General features: G+C 53.2%; 18 protein-coding genes and 1 pseudogene. 5 read left to right on the top strand and 14 right to left on the bottom strand.

The features are described from left to right. Nucleotides 1–89: 89 nt before the first annotated feature. The 5 genes from KRAC_RS62870 to KRAC_RS31390 all read right to left on the bottom strand — a co-directional run bounded on the left by KRAC_RS62870 (nucleotide 90) and on the right by KRAC_RS31390 (nucleotide 6,287). The gene (locus KRAC_RS62870) at nucleotides 90–914 is read right to left on the bottom strand and encodes a hypothetical protein (protein WP_007914292.1); all 825 of its coding nucleotides are present in this window, start codon (nucleotides 912–914) and stop codon (nucleotides 90–92) included. A gap of 109 nt (nucleotides 915–1,023) precedes the next feature. Then, a complete protein-coding gene (locus KRAC_RS78490; RefSeq protein ID WP_274532158.1) occupies nucleotides 1,024–1,230 on the bottom strand; it encodes an ester cyclase in 207 nt (68 codons plus the stop codon). Nucleotides 1,231–1,384: 154 nt separating this feature from the next. Beyond that, complete coding sequence (locus KRAC_RS31400; RefSeq protein WP_007914290.1) at nucleotides 1,385–3,319, bottom strand: helix-turn-helix transcriptional regulator; 1,935 nt, start codon at nucleotides 3,317–3,319, stop codon at nucleotides 1,385–1,387. Between the two features lie 63 nt (nucleotides 3,320–3,382). Further along, a complete protein-coding gene (locus tag KRAC_RS31395) occupies nucleotides 3,383–4,363 on the bottom strand; it encodes an ATP-binding protein (RefSeq protein WP_083814917.1) in 981 nt (326 codons plus the stop codon). A gap of 706 nt (nucleotides 4,364–5,069) precedes the next feature. Then, the gene (locus tag KRAC_RS31390; RefSeq protein WP_007914288.1) at nucleotides 5,070–6,287 is read right to left on the bottom strand and encodes an IS110 family transposase; all 1,218 of its coding nucleotides are present in this window, start codon (nucleotides 6,285–6,287) and stop codon (nucleotides 5,070–5,072) included. A gap of 375 nt (nucleotides 6,288–6,662) precedes the next feature. On the opposite strand from KRAC_RS31390, the gene KRAC_RS31385 reads away from it, so the two are divergent. From KRAC_RS31385 to KRAC_RS31375, 3 genes are all read left to right on the top strand, one after another. Further along, on the top strand, nucleotides 6,663–7,157 hold the full coding sequence (locus tag KRAC_RS31385; protein ID WP_007914287.1) for a RidA family protein: 495 nt from the start codon (nucleotides 6,663–6,665) through the stop codon (nucleotides 7,155–7,157). A 129-nt stretch (nucleotides 7,158–7,286) separates the two neighbouring features. After that, a complete protein-coding gene (locus tag KRAC_RS31380; RefSeq protein ID WP_007914286.1) occupies nucleotides 7,287–8,150 on the top strand; it encodes an alpha/beta fold hydrolase in 864 nt (287 codons plus the stop codon). 39 nt (nucleotides 8,151–8,189) lie between these two features. Beyond that, on the top strand, nucleotides 8,190–8,822 hold the full coding sequence (locus KRAC_RS31375; RefSeq protein WP_244422369.1) for a DinB family protein: 633 nt from the start codon (nucleotides 8,190–8,192) through the stop codon (nucleotides 8,820–8,822). Nucleotides 8,823–9,218: 396 nt separating this feature from the next. On the opposite strand, the gene KRAC_RS31370 is transcribed toward KRAC_RS31375, so the two are convergent. From KRAC_RS31370 to KRAC_RS66715, 7 genes and pseudogenes are all read right to left on the bottom strand, one after another. Continuing rightward, the gene (locus tag KRAC_RS31370; RefSeq protein ID WP_007914283.1) at nucleotides 9,219–9,776 is read right to left on the bottom strand and encodes an RBBP9/YdeN family alpha/beta hydrolase; all 558 of its coding nucleotides are present in this window, start codon (nucleotides 9,774–9,776) and stop codon (nucleotides 9,219–9,221) included. A 353-nt stretch (nucleotides 9,777–10,129) separates the two neighbouring features. Beyond that, entirely contained in the window at nucleotides 10,130–11,170 is a 1,041-nt protein-coding gene (locus KRAC_RS76445; protein ID WP_244422367.1) for a M3 family metallopeptidase, read from the bottom strand. Between the two features lie 191 nt (nucleotides 11,171–11,361). After that, a complete protein-coding gene (locus KRAC_RS76440) occupies nucleotides 11,362–11,895 on the bottom strand; it encodes a gluzincin family metallopeptidase (protein WP_040445402.1) in 534 nt (177 codons plus the stop codon). Next, complete coding sequence (locus tag KRAC_RS71880; RefSeq protein WP_040445400.1) at nucleotides 11,870–12,622, bottom strand: transposase; 753 nt, start codon at nucleotides 12,620–12,622, stop codon at nucleotides 11,870–11,872. The genes KRAC_RS76440 and KRAC_RS71880 overlap by 26 nt, the downstream gene beginning before the upstream one ends. Beyond that, nucleotides 12,609–13,475: an ISL3 family transposase gene (locus KRAC_RS71875; protein WP_157507366.1), complete on the bottom strand. Its 867-nt coding sequence runs from the start codon at nucleotides 13,473–13,475 to the stop codon at nucleotides 12,609–12,611. The genes KRAC_RS71880 and KRAC_RS71875 overlap by 14 nt, the downstream gene beginning before the upstream one ends. A gap of 161 nt (nucleotides 13,476–13,636) precedes the next feature. Further along, a complete protein-coding gene (locus KRAC_RS31345) occupies nucleotides 13,637–14,197 on the bottom strand; it encodes a hypothetical protein (RefSeq protein ID WP_007914281.1) in 561 nt (186 codons plus the stop codon). 238 nt (nucleotides 14,198–14,435) lie between these two features. Continuing rightward, nucleotides 14,436–15,035: pseudogene (locus KRAC_RS66715) on the bottom strand (IS6 family transposase); the annotation flags it as partial. Nucleotides 15,036–15,406: 371 nt separating this feature from the next. Between KRAC_RS66715 and KRAC_RS31335 the strand changes: the two are divergent. Beyond that, complete coding sequence (locus KRAC_RS31335) at nucleotides 15,407–16,444, top strand: 1-aminocyclopropane-1-carboxylate deaminase/D-cysteine desulfhydrase (protein ID WP_007914280.1); 1,038 nt, start codon at nucleotides 15,407–15,409, stop codon at nucleotides 16,442–16,444. A gap of 122 nt (nucleotides 16,445–16,566) precedes the next feature. Here the strand turns inward: KRAC_RS31335 and KRAC_RS76435 are convergent, their stop codons facing one another. After that, complete coding sequence (locus KRAC_RS76435) at nucleotides 16,567–16,731, bottom strand: COG4315 family predicted lipoprotein (RefSeq protein ID WP_244422364.1); 165 nt, start codon at nucleotides 16,729–16,731, stop codon at nucleotides 16,567–16,569. Nucleotides 16,732–17,136: 405 nt separating this feature from the next. Further along, nucleotides 17,137–17,322, bottom strand: a complete 186-nt coding sequence (locus KRAC_RS71870; protein ID WP_157507364.1) for a hypothetical protein — start codon at nucleotides 17,320–17,322, stop codon at nucleotides 17,137–17,139. Between the two features lie 186 nt (nucleotides 17,323–17,508). Here KRAC_RS71870 and KRAC_RS31325 point away from each other — a divergent pair, with 186 nt between their 5' ends. After that, nucleotides 17,509–18,681: a sensor histidine kinase gene (locus KRAC_RS31325; RefSeq protein WP_007914279.1), complete on the top strand. Its 1,173-nt coding sequence runs from the start codon at nucleotides 17,509–17,511 to the stop codon at nucleotides 18,679–18,681. The last annotated feature ends 606 nt before the right edge of the window (nucleotides 18,682–19,287 follow it).

Genomic DNA, 19,287 nt, shown 5'->3' with positions numbered 1-19,287 from the left:
TGTGTCTCAGAATTGTGATCACTGCCCACGATCAATGCACGGCAACTCTCGACCTATCTGGTTCACTTCTCTATCACGACAGAGCCGTGTTACTCCTTTGATGGTTCTGACAAGAGATAAAAGTTGAGGTTTTCGTACTCTTTGAAGCCAAGGGCACGATAGACTGGTGCTCCCATCTCAGAGGCCTGCAACGTGGCAATATGGTAGCCCATGGCACGAGTATCAAGCAGACACTGCAGAACTACGGAGGTAGCTACTTTCCGCCGGCGCGCGTGTGGAAGCGTAGCGGTACAATAAATGCCCGAGACACCTCCACCAAGAAATAGTAAGGTGGTGCTCACTGGCTCGCCATTGAGTCGGCCAAGGTAGTAATACACCCCAGGAGTCGCCACAAAGCCGTGTTGCTGGACTAACTCAGCACTACGATCATACACGGGCATCGGTATACCTCCATAGCCAGTCACAAAGGTATGTGCCCATTCCTGAAGACCGTTGGCCGTGGTCACTCGTTCCACAGTGACGCCCTCTGGAAAGGTATAGTGATCGGCCAGTGTGTGTACATCCAGGGCCCAGACGGTCGTTTTTCCTCCTTGCCATCCATGCTGTTTGATGCGCTCAAGAAAGCTATCCGAACTGGAGGCATCCACGACCCAGAATGTCTCGTGCTGCTGAGTCGTCCGCAAGCGTTCGAGCACAGCATCCATTCTCTCTGGTGAGGTCTCAGCTGTAAAATGAGTTCTGGTTACCCAGTTGCCGCTCCAATGGGGTATATTGGTGGTGAACCAACTGGCCTCGGCTTCGTGATAAAATTTGGCTCCCAGGGCGTGACCCCAGAGAGTAACGAGTTCCTGTATGTTGAATTCCACCGCGTCGGTCAACGCGGGTTCTGAAATGGTTCTCAGTTTTTTTTGCACGTATGACGTCCTCTTTTACTAATAAGATGGTTTCTTTAAGAATCTATTGAAAATGCATATGGTGCTGCTCTTGCACGGTGAAAACCACTGTGTTTCCTTTTCTCGGCCATTATCCCACCCCTGGCAGCAGACCTAGCTGTTGCATGATACTAAGGTTATCGGTCTGAGACCAGTCTTCGACAATGTTGCCTTCCACTACGCGAAAGATCACCACACCTGGCACAGTGATTGGTTTTCCTGTTGCAGGTATTGGCGTGAGCAAGCCGAAAGGGCCTGAAGGAGCTTTTGCTGGAAGAGTGTATGGTACCCCTTGCACCCACCACGGAGGTAGGAGCAGAACTTGAAAGAAGTCTATAACACTCCAGTCGTGCTGACATCGCAAAAAACTACTACACTCTTTCGAAAGAGGAAACAGGAGGAGACAGAACAGGAAGTAGTAAGAAACTACTAGCAAGGCTGGTACACTCTCGTTATTCAACCAGCTTGTGACGAATGGCGAATGCTGTGGCACCAGCACGGTTACTGACCCCCGTTTTGTTGAAGATGCTGGCAATATGATTGATGACGGTTCTCTCGCTAATGACTAGTATTTCGCCAATCTGGCGGTTACTTTTACCGGTGGCAACCAGACGCAGTACTTCAACTTCGCGCTCGCTGAGATCTAAGGGCAAACGTGACCTGGCGGGCTTTCGTGCACGACGGCGCACCTGGTTACGCAGGCGTTGCGCCTGGATCTGATCTCCCAGTTGCGTGAATAGCTTCAGAGCTGCTTCCAACTGGCTACGCCCAGCTTCACTGTTCTTGAATCCACCCCTGGCTAAAGCAAGATTGCCGCTGGCTTCTAAAGTCCAGGCCAGTTCAACGTTGAAAGCAAAGCGACGAGCCACCACTTCGGCGGCTTTCAGATAATCCTGCGCAGCCGTGAAATCCTTCAGGAGAATTGCCAGGCTTCCCAGCAAACGATCGATTAATATAGCGTGATACTGGCCGTGATACGGCAGGAGAAGCGTATAGAGGCGTTCAGCCCGTTCCTTATCACCAAGATAGACAACGATCATGGCCATATGGGAGAGCGCATGGACCACCGCCATCGACCCGGCTGGCAGAGGAAGAATCAGCGTTTCTAGCTCCTCAAGCACAGCCAGGGCTTCCTTTCGTTTGCCCTGTAGTGCCTGGACTATTCCCAGCCAGCCAAGCCACCAGACCAGCGATTGAGGTTCCAGCACACGAAAGCGAGCAATGGACTCTTGTATCAATTCGAAAGCTGTGTCAAGTTTTCCCTGAAAAGCATATATAACGCCACGTGTCCACTGAAACATCGCTAATGGCTCTGGAAGCCCCTGCTGCTCTGTCAGCATCTGCCCCTGCAAGAGATATTCTTCAGTCAGGGTCCAATCGCCGCGCTGGGCGTGAAAAGTCGCCAGATGCGAGTAGATATGCCTCAACTGATAGGGATCGTGACAGAGCTGCGCATATTGGAGCCAGCGGAAGAGTAAGTCCTCCCACCCATCGAGCTGACCAGCCCAGCACCTTGCCAGAAAGAGACATCCGCAGCACTCCGCGGCTTCCATCACATCCATCGCCTCGTCAGGGAGTGCAAGAGCCTCTTCTAGCAAACGAATGCCCTCCTCCATCTTGCCGGCCCGCATAAGTGAGTTACCAAATGCCCGGCTGGCAGACGCCTTCAAACGCGTCTCACCAAACTGGCGCGCAAGATCAAGCGCACGTTCCAGGTGGCGTTGTGCCTCCGGGTAGTTATGCTGACTGACAAGCAACAGCGAACCCAGTTCCACCAGGGCCCATACCGTATCCACTGTAGGAGTGCTAGAGAGGAGAGATACAGCCTGTTCAAAGGTAGCTCGCGCTCGATTAATCTCTTCCAGGCGCCAGTAGGCTCGCCCCAGGGCAAGACCTACCTTTCCCATCGCGATCCTGTCGCCCGAGCTTTTCCACCAGGCCAGAGCAGTCTGAAATGCTTCAACAGCTTCCTGAACGGCTCCAATCTGCAATGACGCTTCGCCCAAGCGCAGAAGACTTTCTGCTCTCCGAGGATCGTGGTCGGAAAGATTCTGAAGCGCCGTCCGATAATGGCCTATCGCAGCCTCAGATGCATAGGTACGCATTGCCTCTTCCGCAGCCAGCAAGGAATAGACAGCGCTCTGCTCTTGATCACCACTGCGGGTACAATGGAAAGCCAGTTCCGCGAGTTGGTGAGTTGCGAGTTGATCAGAGCGAAGCCGGAGAGCAAGCCTGTGTGCGATCAATGTATGCAGGCGAGTTCGCTGAAATAAGGGCAATCCATCATACAGGCCCGCGCGAATGAGATCGTGGCAAAAAGTAAAGACGCCTGGATTACTCCTCCGAATCAGATGCGCTTCAAGTGCTTTCTGCAGGCACTCTTCCACGACTTCCACATTCCGACCAGCTACGCCAGCAAGGAGATCTACCGCGAAGGTACGACCAATAACTTAGGCGACCTGGAGCAAAGAAACAATCTGGGTATCTAATCTGCCAACCCGGCTTCGTACCGCTCCCACGATGCTAGAAGGAAGGCGCCTCTCGAGAACGCCCTCCGGCAGGCTTCCCTGGGCATCCTTTGCAAGGAAGCCTGTCTCTAACCAATCTCTCAAAAGCTCCTCAGCAAAGAAAGGATTTCCCTCGCTCTGGAGCACAAGCCGATGAAGCAAGAGCGGGTCCACAGAAAAGTGTAAGAGATTGAGCGCGAGCAGACCCATGTCCGCTTCGGAGAGTGCCCTAAGGGTGATCGGAGTGAGCAGTCGGAGGCGATGAAGCTCAGTCAGCGTACGTTCAAAGGCTGGATGATGCGTAATCTCGCTATCGCGGTAAGCCCCCAATATCAGCAAACGCGCTCTCGGCTGAGTCCGGGCAACATAACAGAGCAGGTCCAACGTATAGGTATCGGTCCATTGCAGATCATCGAGCACCAATACCAGACCAGATTTCCTGGCAATCGCTGCGAGAAACAGGCCTACTGCCTCATAGAGACGCAAACGGGCTTGCTCGGGAGGCAGGCTATAGCTGTCTGGAAGCTCTCGCAGGCGAAATGAGAGCTCAGGAAGAATCGTCACCAGCACAGGAGCCATGGCTCCTGTCTGCTCTTGTAGCTCCTCAACTGGAGCAGAGCGAATATACTGGCCAAGCGCCTCCAGCAAAGGTAGATAGGGTGGCATGCCTTCAGCTTCTGAGGCGCTGCCAGATAATACAACGGTGCCCGCCTGTTCTGCATACTGGGCAGCTTCCCGTAGAAAGCGTGTCTTGCCGATGCCAGGCTCACCGGCCACAAGCGTTACTAGTAATTGACCTGCAATACCTGCCTCAAACTGCTGCTGAAATAGACGTAACTCACTCTGTCTTCCTACCAGTACTGGCTCAAATAGAGACCATCCCCCCCTCATGGTTTTGCTCCTTACCATCTGCTCACTGGTCATTATTGAAATAAGCTTCTTCTCGTATTCAAGTACTCGCACCCCTTTATTAAGAGGCGCCAGTACTTCTCCTTGCTGTTTCTTTCTTTATTATAGAAGATATGGTGGTACTGTTTGTCTAAGGTTCATAACAACCTGGCTCTTCCCCTGCTGAAAATTGCTGAGAATTTCCAGCCAGGTTGTTATGAACCTTGCACAACAGCTTGATTCAGATTTGCAGCCTGTATAGCTTGCATCTCCTGAGACGCCCCCCTCCACCCCCGCCTCAAGCTTTTCTGGAAGCTTGAGGCTTCCCTACCCCCTTTCCCTCGTGGCTGGAGGAAGCAAACGAGGAGGCTCCTCTTGAGAGGGCACTACGACTTGCTTGGAAGTTGAAGAATCTTTCTGGGCAGCGTATTGGGCTTGAGCGAGCGATAGGAGCCTTCTTGATGTTTGCGATGGACCTCTTCTGGGTCATAGGTCATAGAGCAGCGGAGGAGGAGGGGGGTCTCCTGGAGGCACCTGGCTCAGTGTTTCCTGATCCGTTTTGAGCAAGGCATAAATCATTGAAGCCATCTGCCCTGCTATTCTTCCGAGCACCTTTTTCTTTCCTCGATACTCCCTCGTCTTCTCGTCGTAGGTGCACAAACAAGGGAGCAAGCGCTGATAGATCCTGGCCCATTTACAATCAAGGGCGTTGCCCGCGGAGCCATCAGAAAGAGCATTTGTTTCATGGGACGGACCCCTCGCGTTGAGAGATTGGTTCGATCCATGGTGACCCCAGTCTTTTTTTTCTCGGAGCCCAGCCAAAGTAGGATTTGAGTTCACATGCCTTCGCAAAATTGGCAATGTTACCGACAGTGGCAATGATGGTTGCAGCTTGTACCGGCCCGATCGGAGGGATGGAAAGTAAGATCTGACCTTCTCGACAGTTTTGGACAATATCCATGATAGTCGTCTGGAGGTCCTCCGGGTGCTGCTGAATAAGCTGAAGTTCTTTGATCAGCAATCCTTGTTCAAGCACAAGACCCCGTTGTCGATCAAGATCAGTGACTCCAATGGTTTTGTCGGCCAACCGCTGAAGCTCGAGCAGTTGGGCATCGGAAGAAAAAGTTCTCTGACGAGCCGCACGTAAGTCGTCCAGAGAAGCCACGGCAATAGCATGTGGGGTCGGGAACGCAGAGCGAAAGGCGAGGGCTGTTGGGAGATTCGGATCGTGGAAGACTTGGACCAGCTCCGGGAAGAGTTGATCGCAAATCGCTGTTAACTTATTGCGATATTGGGTACTCATATGGCTCAGTTCATACCGATGGCGCATCACACCTTGGAGTTGAGCAGCAGCACTGGTTGGAGGCACAATCCGGCGCACTAATTGCATTTTGTCCTGAACCTGGGCCCCTAGTTCAAGCTGGGTGTAAAGCGCATTGGCGAGGCTCAGTGCATCCCGTTTATCCGTTTTGAGCATGCCCTCCGCTCGCTTTTGGACATGCACGCGGTACACGGTAATATCCAGAACGAGCAGGTATTGTTCTAAAAGCCGGTGGTAATGACCAGTGTGTTCCAACAAAACAGTGACCTGTTCGAGCGGCACATACTCCTGAAGGTGATCGACAAAAGAGCGGAAGCCTTCACGTGAATGTTCAAAGACACAGGTGGGGCAGCCTTCAAAGCGTTCATGGCGCACAAGCAACGTTCGTGAGAGGAACCGGCAACATGTCGAAATTTCCCGATATCTACCCCAACATAGAGATTTTCTTGCGGAAGCAGAGGCAGCGCCCCATTCGTCAGCATAGGTCGCAGGGGTAGCCCGATGGCCCTTTCGGCTAGACCCATCCGGTACATTGTCAGCGGGCTTCCCACCACCAACAGTGCCACTGCTGGACGCAGGCCGCTTACCCCTCGTACCACTACTTAAGTACGACTCTTTGAGCAACTCCTCGATAAGCAAACAGGCGCACTCCTAGCCCTACCCCCTCCCCAGCCCCTATCGGTAACAGCGCAAGAATCTGGTGCTCTCGCGCAAGAATTTGGGCACCTCTCTCCTTGCGCGCGTGCTAGAGTAAGCAGAGAACCATTCGTTCCTGCTCCTCTTTCAGCGAACTTTTGAGGAGAGGGCGGCAATCGCAGGCTCACGAAAGTAAACCAGACACACAAGTCTCTTTCGCTGCCGTTCCAGGCGCGTCTGCCCAGGAACCGATATGGCGGGTGAGGAACGCTGATTGTGGCATCAGATGGTGCTTCACGCGTCACCTTCTGGCCACTTTCCCGAGGAGTGGAACGAAAAACAATGCGAAGGAAGCGAAGCTCTGAAAAGGAGAATTCTATGAACACCCCTGTATCATCTCACACCGTGCAGGCTGGCGCAGAACAGCGGTTGCATGACCACAACATGCAGCTTCCCCCAGTTCCCACACCGTTGGGCGCGTATGTGGAGGTCGTGCAAACCGGCAACCTGCTCTTTCTCAGCGGGATGTTGCCGGTAGCGGGCGGCAAGCCCGCCTATCTTGGGCGGCTTGGCGCGGAACTGACCGTAGAGGACGGTCGTAAAGCCGCCGCCATCGCCTGCCTGAATGTGCTATCGGCGGCGCGCGGCCACTTAGGCTCACTCGACAAGGTGAGCCGTGTGGTCAGGCTTGGCGTGTCGATTGCCACGGATGGCGATTTCCGGGAGCATCCGAAAGTTGCCGATGCGGCCTCGGAAATGCTGGTACAAGTTTTCGGAGAAGCGAAAATATCGACCCGGATCGTGCTAGGAGTTGCAAGTCTGCCACTCGGGATGCCGATAGAATTAGAAGTGATTTTTGAAGTCACTCCTTAAATGCGAAGGATCATTCACACGCATGGCAATCTGGAAAGAGCCATCCTCTCGTCGCCGCAGCGCAAGGAAGGAAAAGCACTGCTGGCCTCGGGTCGGGTTCTGACTCACGAACATCAAAAGGAGCATCCGATGAAATACCCTGTGTCTTATCGCACTGTGCAGGTCGATGGCCTGTCCATTTTCTACCGGGAGGCCGGGCCCAATGACGCCCCTGCCTTGCTTTTGCTTCACGGCATACCATCCTCTTCGCGGATGTTTGAACCGCTGTTGCAACGCCTGTCCGACCGCTATCACCTGATCGCTCCGGATTATCCGGGTTTCGGCCATAGCGATTGGCCTGATCATACACAATTTGCCTACACATTCGACCACATTACGACGGTGATGGAGCATTTCACCGAGGCGCTCGGCCTGACGCAGTACAGCCTCTATATGCAAGACTACGGAGGTCCTGTTGGCTTTCGCATGGTGCTTGCTCACCCGGAGCGCGTGCAAGCGCTGATCGTTCAGGATGCCGTGGCACATGATAGCGGTCTTGGGGAAAACTGGAACCCCCGCCGCGCTTTTTGGGCCGACCGCGCCAGATATGAGGAAACGTTGCGCTCGAATCTGCTCTCACTAGCCACCACGCGTACGCGGCATGTGGGCAACGACCCCCAGGTCGAGCGCTACGATCCTGATCTGTGGATCGATGAATTCCGTTTCCTTTCCCAGCAGGGTCAGGCGGACATCCAGAGCGATTTGTTTTACGATTACCAATCCAACGTCGCTTCCTACCCCAAATGGCAGGAATGGATGCGCAAAACTCAGCCGCGCCTGCTCGTGATCTGGGGAACGTACGAACTCTCGTTTGATGATTCCGAACCGGAAGCGTTCCGCCGCGATGTGCCTAATGCAGAAGTCCATATCGTCGATGGTGGCCACTTCGCGTTGGATACGGCCGCCGATGAAATTGCCGATCTGGTTGACGGCTTCCTGACTGGTTCGAGGTAAATCCCAATTTGAAACTGGCCCAGTGTCACGCAAGCTGTTATGTTAGGAACACACGTTGTAGCCAGTGCTCCTGACTACAAGAGAATGGAGAGATTCCCTATGCTCGATTTTAGCTCGGTGAAGAACGGCTCCAAAACATTCGCGGAGCTGGCGGCAGGCCTGACCAAAGCTGATCTCTATCGGCAGACCGACGAAATGGTTGATACCATGCAAGAGAGTATCGCCGGCGCGGTGGACGCGGATGTGGTATTTGTGCCCGATGACCCGCAGGCCAATGATGCCTTTGGCAAGCCTGAAGAGGTTCATCTGCCATGGACGCTCGGCCACGTCATCGTACACGCCGCGGCTTCCTCAGAGGAAGCCGCGGCGCTGGCCCTGGTGCTAGCTCGCGGTCTGCCGGTCGAAGGTCGCTCGCGCTACGAGGTCTATTGGGAGACCGTCAAGAGCGTCGAGCAGATTCGCCAGCGCCTGGAAGAAAGTCGGCGCATGTGCAAAGCCATGCTCGACGCCTGGCCCGACGAGCCGCACCTTGATGTCACCTTCACGCATTTCCGCGTTGGCGAACTCAACGCCATCGGGCGCTTCCTCTTCGGACTCTCCCACAATGCCGATCACCTCGGCCAGCTCCGTGAAATCATGCGCCAGAGTCGTGAACTCCATCCCCGCGCCTGAAGCTTTTTCAGAGAAGACATGAGTCGTCCCAGACTTTTGGGATGGGCTTGTGAAGGAAGCGGGCATTTCTGTGCAAGAAATGGAAGAATGCCCGCTTCGGTGATGTGTGGGAAAAGCAAGCAAAGCGGTGAAGCGATCACAGGTTGCGAGGAGAACGTTTTCCGGGGAAAGAGAGAACAGAAGGAAGACAGAAGCCAAGCACCTTGAGATTTGAATCGATTTGTGGCAACGTCGAAATCGATATGGGCTCCCGACATTTTCTTCCCTCGATTTCCTCTCTTGCTGAGGTAGGGCTAGGATCTCTGCAAAAATCTATCACAAGGCTGCCTTGTGATAGATTTTTGCAGAGATCCTAGCCCTACCTCTAAACTGAGGCTCGTTGCAGACGAGCATCAGCTAGATTCTGGGTTCCAACCGCTTGATGTCTTGAGCAAGCAGAGGCAACCCTTCTGTGAAAGAATGTTCCTTCCCATCGAGCACTCGAACTGTTGCCTGGGGCAGTTTTTCTTGATAGCGTCTAAGAGAAGAAAACGGGACTTCTTCATCAGAACGACTGTGATACAGGAAGAGTTGTTGGATCGGGAGGAGGCGTGAAGCAAAATCATCTGGCACAGCGTACTCAAGCTCCCAATCCTGCTTGCCCCAGTAGGGCACAGCCACCAGAAACAGCCCGGCAATCGGTTTCTGGTAGGTTCCTTCTGCCAGGTATTTGAGCAACATTGAACCCCCTAAAGAGTGTCCAATGAGCAAGGCATCAGCATCGAGCCTGCCTAGCTCTTGCTCAATCTGATCCCTCCAGGCAAGGTATCTAGGATGGTCAGGATCAGGCATATCTGGAGCCAGGACTTGGTAATCGCTGCCAAGCTGTTGCCGCAGGGATGCAACCAATTTCCCGCTGCCTAAAGGTTTGTGCTGATTGCCTGCACCCTGAATGAGAAGTATGTGTTTTCTCACTCGTTTCCTCCTTTTCACATGATTTCTTTCGTCTTCATGTACTGCTTCTCGACAAGGGTGCATCTTCCACGCATGACTGCTCTCGCAAAACGGGCCGCTTCTCCTCAACGAGATGCTTGCAAAATGCAAGAAGACACAGTTGCTTCTTCCAAAACAAGAAGGTAAAATCGGAAACACGAGAAGAATCGGATGACCAAATCTTTTATGGTTCTTAGACACATTCAGTGTGTCTGCTTGCTATGATAAGCAACTAACGATATACTCCTCCTCCTTGCTTTTCCTGATCGGGAAGTGAAAGAGTTATGGAGGAATACCATATGACCTCTACCTCCAACAGAAGTGTAGGCAACATGTCATGAGGATCGCAGTGGCCTCGACCGCTGCGATCTCTGTTTGAGAGTCAGGTGCTCACATCTGTGCTTCCCACTCCTCAATGGTTTGCATGAGGGCATGGATTGTTGTCTGAATGGTTGTCGTATCAAAAGCAAAGGTCGCTCCAGCAGCCGCAAAGAGCTCTGGAAGGTTTTTGTGGCTCCAAGCGCGAGCGCGGAGCGATACTGCTGCAGCGCTGTACGTGGATCCTGCCGATAGTTGTTCCAGATTTGCAGCGCCCCAAGGGCCGCAATAGCATACTCGATATAGTAAAAGGGAAAGCAGTAGATATGCTGAACCTGCTGCCATCCCGTCCTGAGCGCCTCATCCAGGCCGCTCCAATCGACCCAGGGAAGAAAGCGCCTCGATAACTCGGCCCAGGTGTGATCACAGGCACGTGGGTCCATCGCCTGTTGGGGGTGGTCGTAGACCCAGTGTTGAAACGCATCAATCCGAGCACTGACCGGAAGCCAGTGCATAGCGGTTCTCTCCAATCGTCGCATGCAGAGTTGCACTTGTTGCCTCTGGCTACACAATCCTGCCTGGTGCAGGTGCATAGGTCCAATGAGTTCCATACTGGTTGAGGCCACCTCGGCAAATTCGAGTGGAAGGAAGCCCTCTTTGCGTTGGTGAAGATAGGGAAGCTGACCCATCTCGAACTCGTGAAAAGCATGCTCTGCCTCGTGCAAGAGTACAAACACATCGCGCACCGATCCCTGTAGATTCGCGAAGAGGAAAGGTCGTTGGCGCGCTGGGAGGGAAAAAGTACAGTTCATGGTCGCTTTGCCAGGGCGCGCGTCCAGATCCAGGAGATGTTCTTGGATCATCGTCTCAACATAGGACGCCAGCTGCGGATCAATACAGCCAAAGAGGGTGGTCAACTGCTGCTCTCGCGTCCTGCCATCGGAGGAGAGCAGTGGTGAGGTATTGCCCCGCGGATCTACCTCAGTATCCCAGGGACGCAGGGTGTCCACCCCCAGCAGTGTGCAGCGCTTTTCCCACAGTGGGTGCGTTTCTGGCACAAGGAGGTGCGAAACCGCGGTGTGAAAGGCCTAGCAATCCGCCGGCGTGTAGTCAAAGCGAAACAATTGCTGCCAGCGATAGTCTCGATAGGTGTCGTATCCGGCATTGTGTGCGATCTGCAGACGCACCTGGAGTGCCTTTACCCACAGTGCGTCCAGCGCTTCGCGATCCGCGCGTTGGCGTTCGCTGATCAGGTACCAGGCGCGCTCACGAAGTTTTCGATCCGCTTGCTCAAGGAGGGCAGACAGGGAGGATAGAGAGACCGTTTGCCCTTCCCATACCACAGTTTGGGCCGCACGTAGCTGCTCGTAGGCTGTGCAGAGGCGCTGCTCCTCCTCAGCAGTGGCAGGTTTGCTTCACGGAACAGAGCGGCCTGGGCACGCAGATTGCGCAAGGGAATGGCAAATCCCTCAGGCTCTAAGCCACTCGCCAGGAACTTTTGTGTGATCTGCTGATCAAAGGACTGCACCTGTGGCGCGATGGTCTCCTGGAAGCGCTGGTGGCCCCGGGCTGCGGCTCGATCCGCAGTATTCTGGGACCAGGCAATCTCCAACCGCATCATCGTCTCATCCATCAGTTCGCTTAGGTGCGACCAGTGGGTCAGCCAGGCAAGGAGGGTTGCCTCAGAGAGAGGAGTAACGGTGAGTTCGCGATACCATGGCTCAATAGCTAACCAACTGAATTGTTCAAACGCTTCGCTAGACGGCGGCAGAGGAGTGTACATTGACAATACCTTCCTTCAACTTTTCTAAGCCAAACGGAGACCTGTGAGCAGGATGAAGCAGGACACGGCGTTGGAGCAACGGAAAGCCAGCCTGTCCATAGGAACTGTGCTTGATCCATTTCACTTTATTGATGAATCCTTCCACCATGCCATTGCTCCAGGTTAGGCTACATCCATTAACCACAGCCTCCGCATCATCGGCCAGCCCATCAACAAACTCAATCAGTTCAGCAATCCCACTGGCCCGCGCCCGCACAGCGGATTGCCATTGCTCCAAACGAAGCTTCCCTTCACGCTGGCGCACCAACTGCCCAAAATCCTGCGCCAGCGCGATGGCCTTGGCGACCGTGGAGTCGCTCTGGATGAGTTGCGCAAGATAGGCCGTTTGCTCTTTGGTGCGGTTTTGTGCAGGCCGAACGATCATCAGAGCAGTGCCTCGGGCGGAAGGGGCTTTCCCTAAGGTGATAACGTGTTTTGTGACCACGTGCGTTCCATGAGGGCGAAACGCGTGAAGCTGCCTCTCAAGCGTTCGCCTCGAACCGGGATATCCCTGAGCACGGATTTCCTCATACAGCTGACCCCCAGAGTGGCATCCCTGGTTCCATCGCTCCGTGAGGTAAGAAAGATACGGATCAACGACGGAATGGGAACGAGACCGTCGGCGTGGGGGCGGCGCGTCTTGCTGTTGCAGGATACGATAGACGCTGCGACCACTAATCCCAGCCAACTGCGCTAATCCGCTCTTTGTGGTATCCCTCTCGAAACAGCTTCCAGACGCGCTTGTGGACAGCGACACGTTGGCGATGACGCCTGCGACGCTCCTGTTCCGCTTTTTGGGGAACCCTAGTCCTGGGAGAGAGGTGGGCTGTTCCTGCCAAGCTTCGCGCCGCCGTTTTGAGCACACGCGTTTTGTGACGAAAGAACTGCTCCAAAGCTTCTGCAAAGTTCTTCTGTAAATGAAAACGATCGACGACCTGTTGGGCTTGAGGAGCACCACCCGTCGCTGCTTCGCGGAAGAGCTTTCCACGATCGCGTGAGATGATCTCGATCTCGGGGTGCATGCGTAGCCAGGCTTTGATTGTTTCTACCGAGCGATCCGACAGCAACTGCACCACGCGTCGTTGTTCGAGGTCCACCAAGATGGTTGCGTAACGGTGACCTTTCTTCCACGCCCATTCGTCTATCCCAATCTTGCGGACGGAACCTTCACTGGGCAGGGAAAGTTGCAGAATGCGACGAATGATGGTCTTGGCGGTCGTAGGCATACCAAGCCTCGACAAGATCCGTGCAGCGTCGGCGCCATTGGTCGTCACTCCGACCGATTGGAGTGCCTCATTCAGCCGCTCCGTCATGCGTGCGTAACGCTGGACCAATCCGGGGAAGCGCTCAGCAAAGATATGTTGGGGACACGAAGATACCCGACATACCCATTTGCGCACGAGGAGCTTGAGCATCAGGTGCCTTCCACCAAAGGCGACATCAGCAACGGTGCGCTGATAGCGGCTGTGGACACGAGAGCCAGACATTCCGCAACGCGGGCAAGGAGACGTTGGCGAGGTGGCATGAAGATGGACAATCACTGTCTGCTCATGTAGTTCGATGGTATCAATGCCTAGCGTTGACGGAAAGGCAAAAACAGAGGAAAAGGATGGATCTATGGAAATGCCTCCAGATGGCTCAAAAGTATTTTACAACTGTTATTCTATCACAAAGCGTTCTTCTATCAAGCAAGTAGACACACTTAATGTGTCCAAGAGCCAAAAGGTTCTGTCATACCTTGGGCATTCGCCCAAGGTTCGCGGCGAGCGGAGGGAGCAGTGTGGGAGGACTCGTTTGCCGTATGGAGGAGCAGTAGGAGTCGGAGGCATTGGTGGGGAAGGAAGAGCTGGTGCTCTTGATAGGTGGCAATCTCGTCTTCCTGAAGTTCAGACGCACAGGCCCAGGCAAGATACAAGTGGGCTTGATGGAGCGAGCGAGCATGAGTGATCTGCGTGAGCAAGTGCGGCAGAAGAGAGGGGCGCCTCTTAGAGAAGCGTGTTTCCTCTTCACTGAACTGCTCGACAAGGGTCGTTTCAATGGCTGTCTTCTCAAGATGCAGGAGACAGGACTTGCAGGAGATATGTTGCGGCTTGCCATGAAGGGAGAGACGCCAGCCACGGGAGGAGATGATTCCTTGTGGATCTGCATCCGGTTTCCCATTGCGACAAAGGGTGCGACCATGCCTGGCGATATGGGTGGTGAAGTGCGTGGGTGACCAGGTCTTGTGCGTGGTGTCCCAGTGATGTTTGATGAGGAGATGCATATGCGTGTATGCCTTTGTTTTATTGTGTAGCTCTGAATGTGAAACAGGTATATTTCTCAATAGTATACCATACACATTTCAAGAGCGAATGGAGAGAATGACGTTTTAGCAGGGGTTCAAGAAGGGAGCGGATGATCCTCGATGTTCAGGAACGTCCACCTCCTTCCAACTCGAATGCTCTCCCGCGTTTTTGTTAGAACCTATCTCAACGTGGTTTAAATTAGGAACGATTCTTTCAACTATTGAGATATTTATTGTTTCGATGAAGCACACAGTCGCCTAGCGTTTCACGTACTGCTCGTGGATAGGAGGTATGCCCATCTGTTGTGACCTGCTCGGGAACATGGCCAACAACGGCAAGAGCTTGCTTGAAAAACTGTTTGGCTGCGTCCATGTCTCGCTTCTCACTCAACCGCGAATCCACGAGATTGCCATCGGCATCGATAGCGCGATACAGATAACACCATTTCCCCTTGACCCTAACGTAGGTTTCATCTATGTACCACGACTGCCCTGCTTGTCCGCGTCGCCTGATGCGGAGTTGCTCTGCAAGAAGTGGAGCAAACCGCGTTTCCCACTCCCGAACAGTCTCATGGGTGAACTCCCATCCTCGCTCAAGAAACATCTCGGCGAGGTCTCGCAGACTCAATTTGTACCGGAGCCGTCACAAGACGACCAGGAGAACCATATCGGTGGGGTATTCCAGAAAGTTGAACGGTGTTCCTGTCCGCTCATTGAAGGTTTGCTTGCAAGCTGAGCAGCGAAACGTCCGATAGCCAAGCGATGTCTTCTTGGTCTGTTCTTTGGTGGTAGCTGATGCACAGTGTGGACCGTTCATGAAGCACTCCTCGTCAGATGGTCGTTGCTCTTAGCATACCTCATCAACGATTTCCGGGCCAAACCTTCTTCTAAATTCTGACAGAACCCTTCGAGACTGCATGGTGTTATTGACCTGGTTTAGTGGGACAATTACACTCTGGTGAGGGAGGGGAGTGCTGCCAAGAGCGCGAACTGCTTGTCGTGCGGCTGCATTTTCTGTGGTCATAGAAGAGGATGGGAGAGGAGAGGGGGAGGGAATGGAGTAATATATGAGGAAACCAGGCGTACATCGCTCGTATTGATGGTGTGGAGGGAGTCGCGATTGGATGTGCGTTTTGTCGCACCGGAAAGTAAACCTACAGCAAAGAACGGAAAGAACAGGAGAAAAATATGAACCGATCTCTTGAAGAGGACCTGGAGCGCTATCCCCGGATTTCTCTGACGCGTTTGCCCACGCCACTGCAAGCATTACCATCGCTAAGTGCAAAGCTTGGTCCGCGTCTCTTCATCAAACGGGATGATTTGACCGATCTCACGTTTGGGGGAGACAAGCCACGCAAATTGGAATATGAAGTGGCACGTGCACTAGCGCAAGGCGCTGACACCCTTGTGACCTGTGGCAGCTCACAAAGCAACCATGCGCGGTTAACGACCGCGGCAGCACGCAAGGTCGGAATGGACTGTGTAGTGATTTTGAGCCGTGATCAGTACCAACAGTTGCAGGGCAATCTCCTGACAGTCTACTTGATGGGAGCCCAGGTCCATCTCGTTGAGACATCCAGTCACTGGGATCTGAAGCCACATGTTCAGAACGTCTACCAGTCATTGCTTGCCCAGGGGAGAAAGCCATATGTAATCCCTGTCAGTGGGACAACCCCACAAAGCAGTCTGGGCTATGTCCGTTGTGGACTAGAGATCGCTCGCCAGATGAGAGAACAAGATCTCCAGGTAGATGCAATCTATACGCCATTTGGAACGGGTGGAATCTTTACTGCCTTACTTCTGTCTCTGCGGGAACAAGGAATCACCTGTCCTCTCATTGGCATCAGCGTCAATCAAAAGCGGGCATCCTGTTATGAACAGCTAGAAACGTGGTGGAAGGCTCTTTGCTCTTTGCTTGATCGTGATCCAGGGGGCCCACGTGGTGTGTTCGAGATTCACGATGAATTCATCGGTCGCGAATATGGCGATCCTACGGAAGACTGCTTAGATGCTATTATGCTGATGGGGCGAACAGAGGGCATTCTCCTTGATCCAGTCTACTCAGGTAAAATGATGACAGGTTTTCTGGCTCATCAAGCCGCTGGACGCTGGTCAGCTGAGCATACCATTCTTTTGCTCCATTCGGGTGGAGGTCCCGCTCTCTTTGCCTATGCCGAGGAACTAGGTATGCATCTCAAGAAACGTGGAGTGGATATTCTCTCCTGATGGAGCTGAGGAAGTGACAAGGCTGCCTGGAGAGCATCCAAACGTTCTTCGATGAGAGCGTCGTCTTCGCAATTGGAGCCAGGAGGATTTGGCTAAGCAGGTTGGGGCAGCGCGAGGAAGTATCAGTCGTTGGGAGCAGGGGCATGTTTTGCCCAGGTGTAGAGGGGATAGCTCTGGTAGAAGACCATTTTGCGCCCCAGGTAGTCGGTGACCACCCTCAGTTTCCCGGGAAGTTTGGTGGTAGAGGTCGGTGTGCCTGTCCCTGTATAGAGCAGGGGATGGCGCATGCGCCATCACAGCTAAAGCCACTCGTCCACCACCACGTGCTCCTGAACAGGGGGCGCTGAAATGATGCGCGGACGGAGCCTTGCGCAGCTTCTTCATCTGCCAGCCATCGCCTCGCTCTCGACGATGGCCGTCAATCAACACATCCTTCACCAAATACTCGTATCCACTCGCGAGAACGTCAGCCAAACGCCAATGCAGGAATATGAGTATCTTCGACGATGTTTGTTATTGCTTGCCATCCTGTACAAGCGCTATCACGTCAAACCGCCTCAAAACCTCTTGACGGTATTTCACAACTACGGAGATCTGACACTTGTCTATACGTCCAGGGAATTTCAACTTGACGCCGACTCCTTCGACGAACGTCATTTTAAATTTGTTGGCCCTCTCATCGCATCACGTTCTCAGGCTCCTGCATTTCCTTTCACCAGTGCCTTGATGCCCAAATCAATGCCGATCACGGGACCCGCGGCCTTGATGAGATCGGCAACTTCTTCTTCCACCTGGAGACTGACGAACCAGCGGCCCGCCTGCTCGCAGGCCGTCGCCGACAAGACTTTTGGCTGTCTTGGGAAGGTAGCCATGCTCATGCATACGAGCTCAAGAAAGAGCTACTTAGAGGATGACTTTATTTTTCTTCCACAACAATTTAGTTTTCGAGAGCCCCATAATGATACTGACACCTTCCTTCCTTCCCAAATGTGTTATAAGCGTAAAGATATTTCCGAGAAAAGATCACAACGAGTACAGTGAGGGACCACAAGAAAAGGAGTTCCATGAAGCTGGTGAGAGAAGCCATCCAGTATTTTTGGTCTGGTAGAAGTGCTCTTTCAACTCCTGTCTCCCGATGGCAACACCCTGTCGTCGGGTATATAGCGGCTTGCTTGTGTATCGCCGCTGGTGTCGGGGCGATACTACTGAGCCATTGGCTTGTTCCGTCTTTCTATTTTCCTGTTTCCTCTTTACTGCTCGCCATCCTTCTGGCGTCCCTTTTCTGGGGAATTGGCCCCGGTTTGTTGGCCTGGCTGCTGGGCTGTGTGGCTTTCAGCTACTTTGTATCCAGGTCACCCCATGAGCCGAGCGTTCCACCGCTCAGTTGGACGATTCTCTTCAGACTGCTTCCTTTTGCTCTTGCTGGCCTCCTTATAGCTGTCATCACGGGACAGCACCAAAGCGCACATCGGCTCGTACAAAAGCGTGCTGATGAACTGAGCATCATGAACCAGGAACTTGAGCGAGCCAACCAGCTCAAGGACTATTTTATGATCCGCGCAGCGCACGAATTGCGAACGCCTCTGACGACTATTCTTGGGGAGACACAACTCGCCTTACGTCGCCTGCATAAGGCGGGAAGTACTACGACCGATTGCCAGAGAAGTTTCGAAAAGGTGGAAGCGCGAGCGATGTATCTGCGCGCCTTCGTTGAGGATTTGCTTGAACTCAGTCGTTTGCGTTCTGGCGAGATTCCCCTGCGGCCTACCTCGTGTGATTTCGAGAAGCTCTGCCGTGAAGTGGTCGAGGATCAGCAGGCGTTGTCGGGACGGCAGATAGAGTATCAGTTTTCTGAGCAGCCGCTCATCCTTCAGGCGGATTGCGAACGGCTTTCCCAGGCCATTATCAATCTCGTGGAGAACGCCGTTCACTATTCTCTAGAGCATACGGTCATTCGCGTCCGTGTCAGTGCAGATCAGACAAGCGTATTGTTTCAGGTTCACAATGAAGGGCCTGAACTTTCTCATGAGCAACAGGAGAGGATTTTTGAGCCATTTTATCGTACGTCTTTCGCGGAAAATGCCTTTCGAACAGGACGGGGGATTGGCCTTACTATGAGCCAAGAAATTGTTGAGAAGCATCATGGACACATCTGGGTAGAGTCTGTGGAAGGGAAGGGCACAACTTTTTTTGTGCGTATTCCTTTTCATGCAGAGGAATCTGTAGGTATGCCGTAAAGCTTTTATTTTTTGACACTGTTCTCCCCAAATAGAACCATTTCTCGCGAAATTCCTGCGGGTATGCTCTATTTCATTGGTTAAAGTTGTCAAGGTACACAAAAAGGAGATACATACTAGGGAGACACTACAATACCGCCTGGCGGGGCACGCATAGTTTATCGGGCAGATCAACGCACTCACTTTTTTTCCTATACGGCCCAGAGCGAAAGCACGTTGCGAGGAGGAAAACACCCAGAGTGAGTATCCATTACAACTGTTCAGCGAGGATATTCTCTCTGCCGATCAAGAAACGCTGGCGATCGTGGTAGAGCAACGGCCACCATGCTCGATACCCTGCGTCAAGGCGTGCTAGCATTCCTCCCTCGCTCGCTTGTACAGCCCAAAGGAGAAACGGAGTAGCGTTCATTTCTCCGCTGCCGAGTTCGGCAACCAAAGAGACCGTAAACAGAGTTCAAGCTAACGAGTGCATCACGCCTCGCCACCACAGGAAGGCACAAGAATGGACGCACAAAAAGAAAAGACCATTTCCTATGACAACCTGACAGACAGCGCTCAAAACCAGATTGATGCCTATTCGGGGTAGCGCTACATAAGCTGTCACCA

The organism is Ktedonobacter racemifer DSM 44963, from assembly GCF_000178855.1.
Classification (GTDB): Bacteria; Chloroflexota; Ktedonobacteria; order Ktedonobacterales; family Ktedonobacteraceae; genus Ktedonobacter; species Ktedonobacter racemifer.
This window is presented reverse-complemented; position numbering and strand designations above follow the sequence as displayed.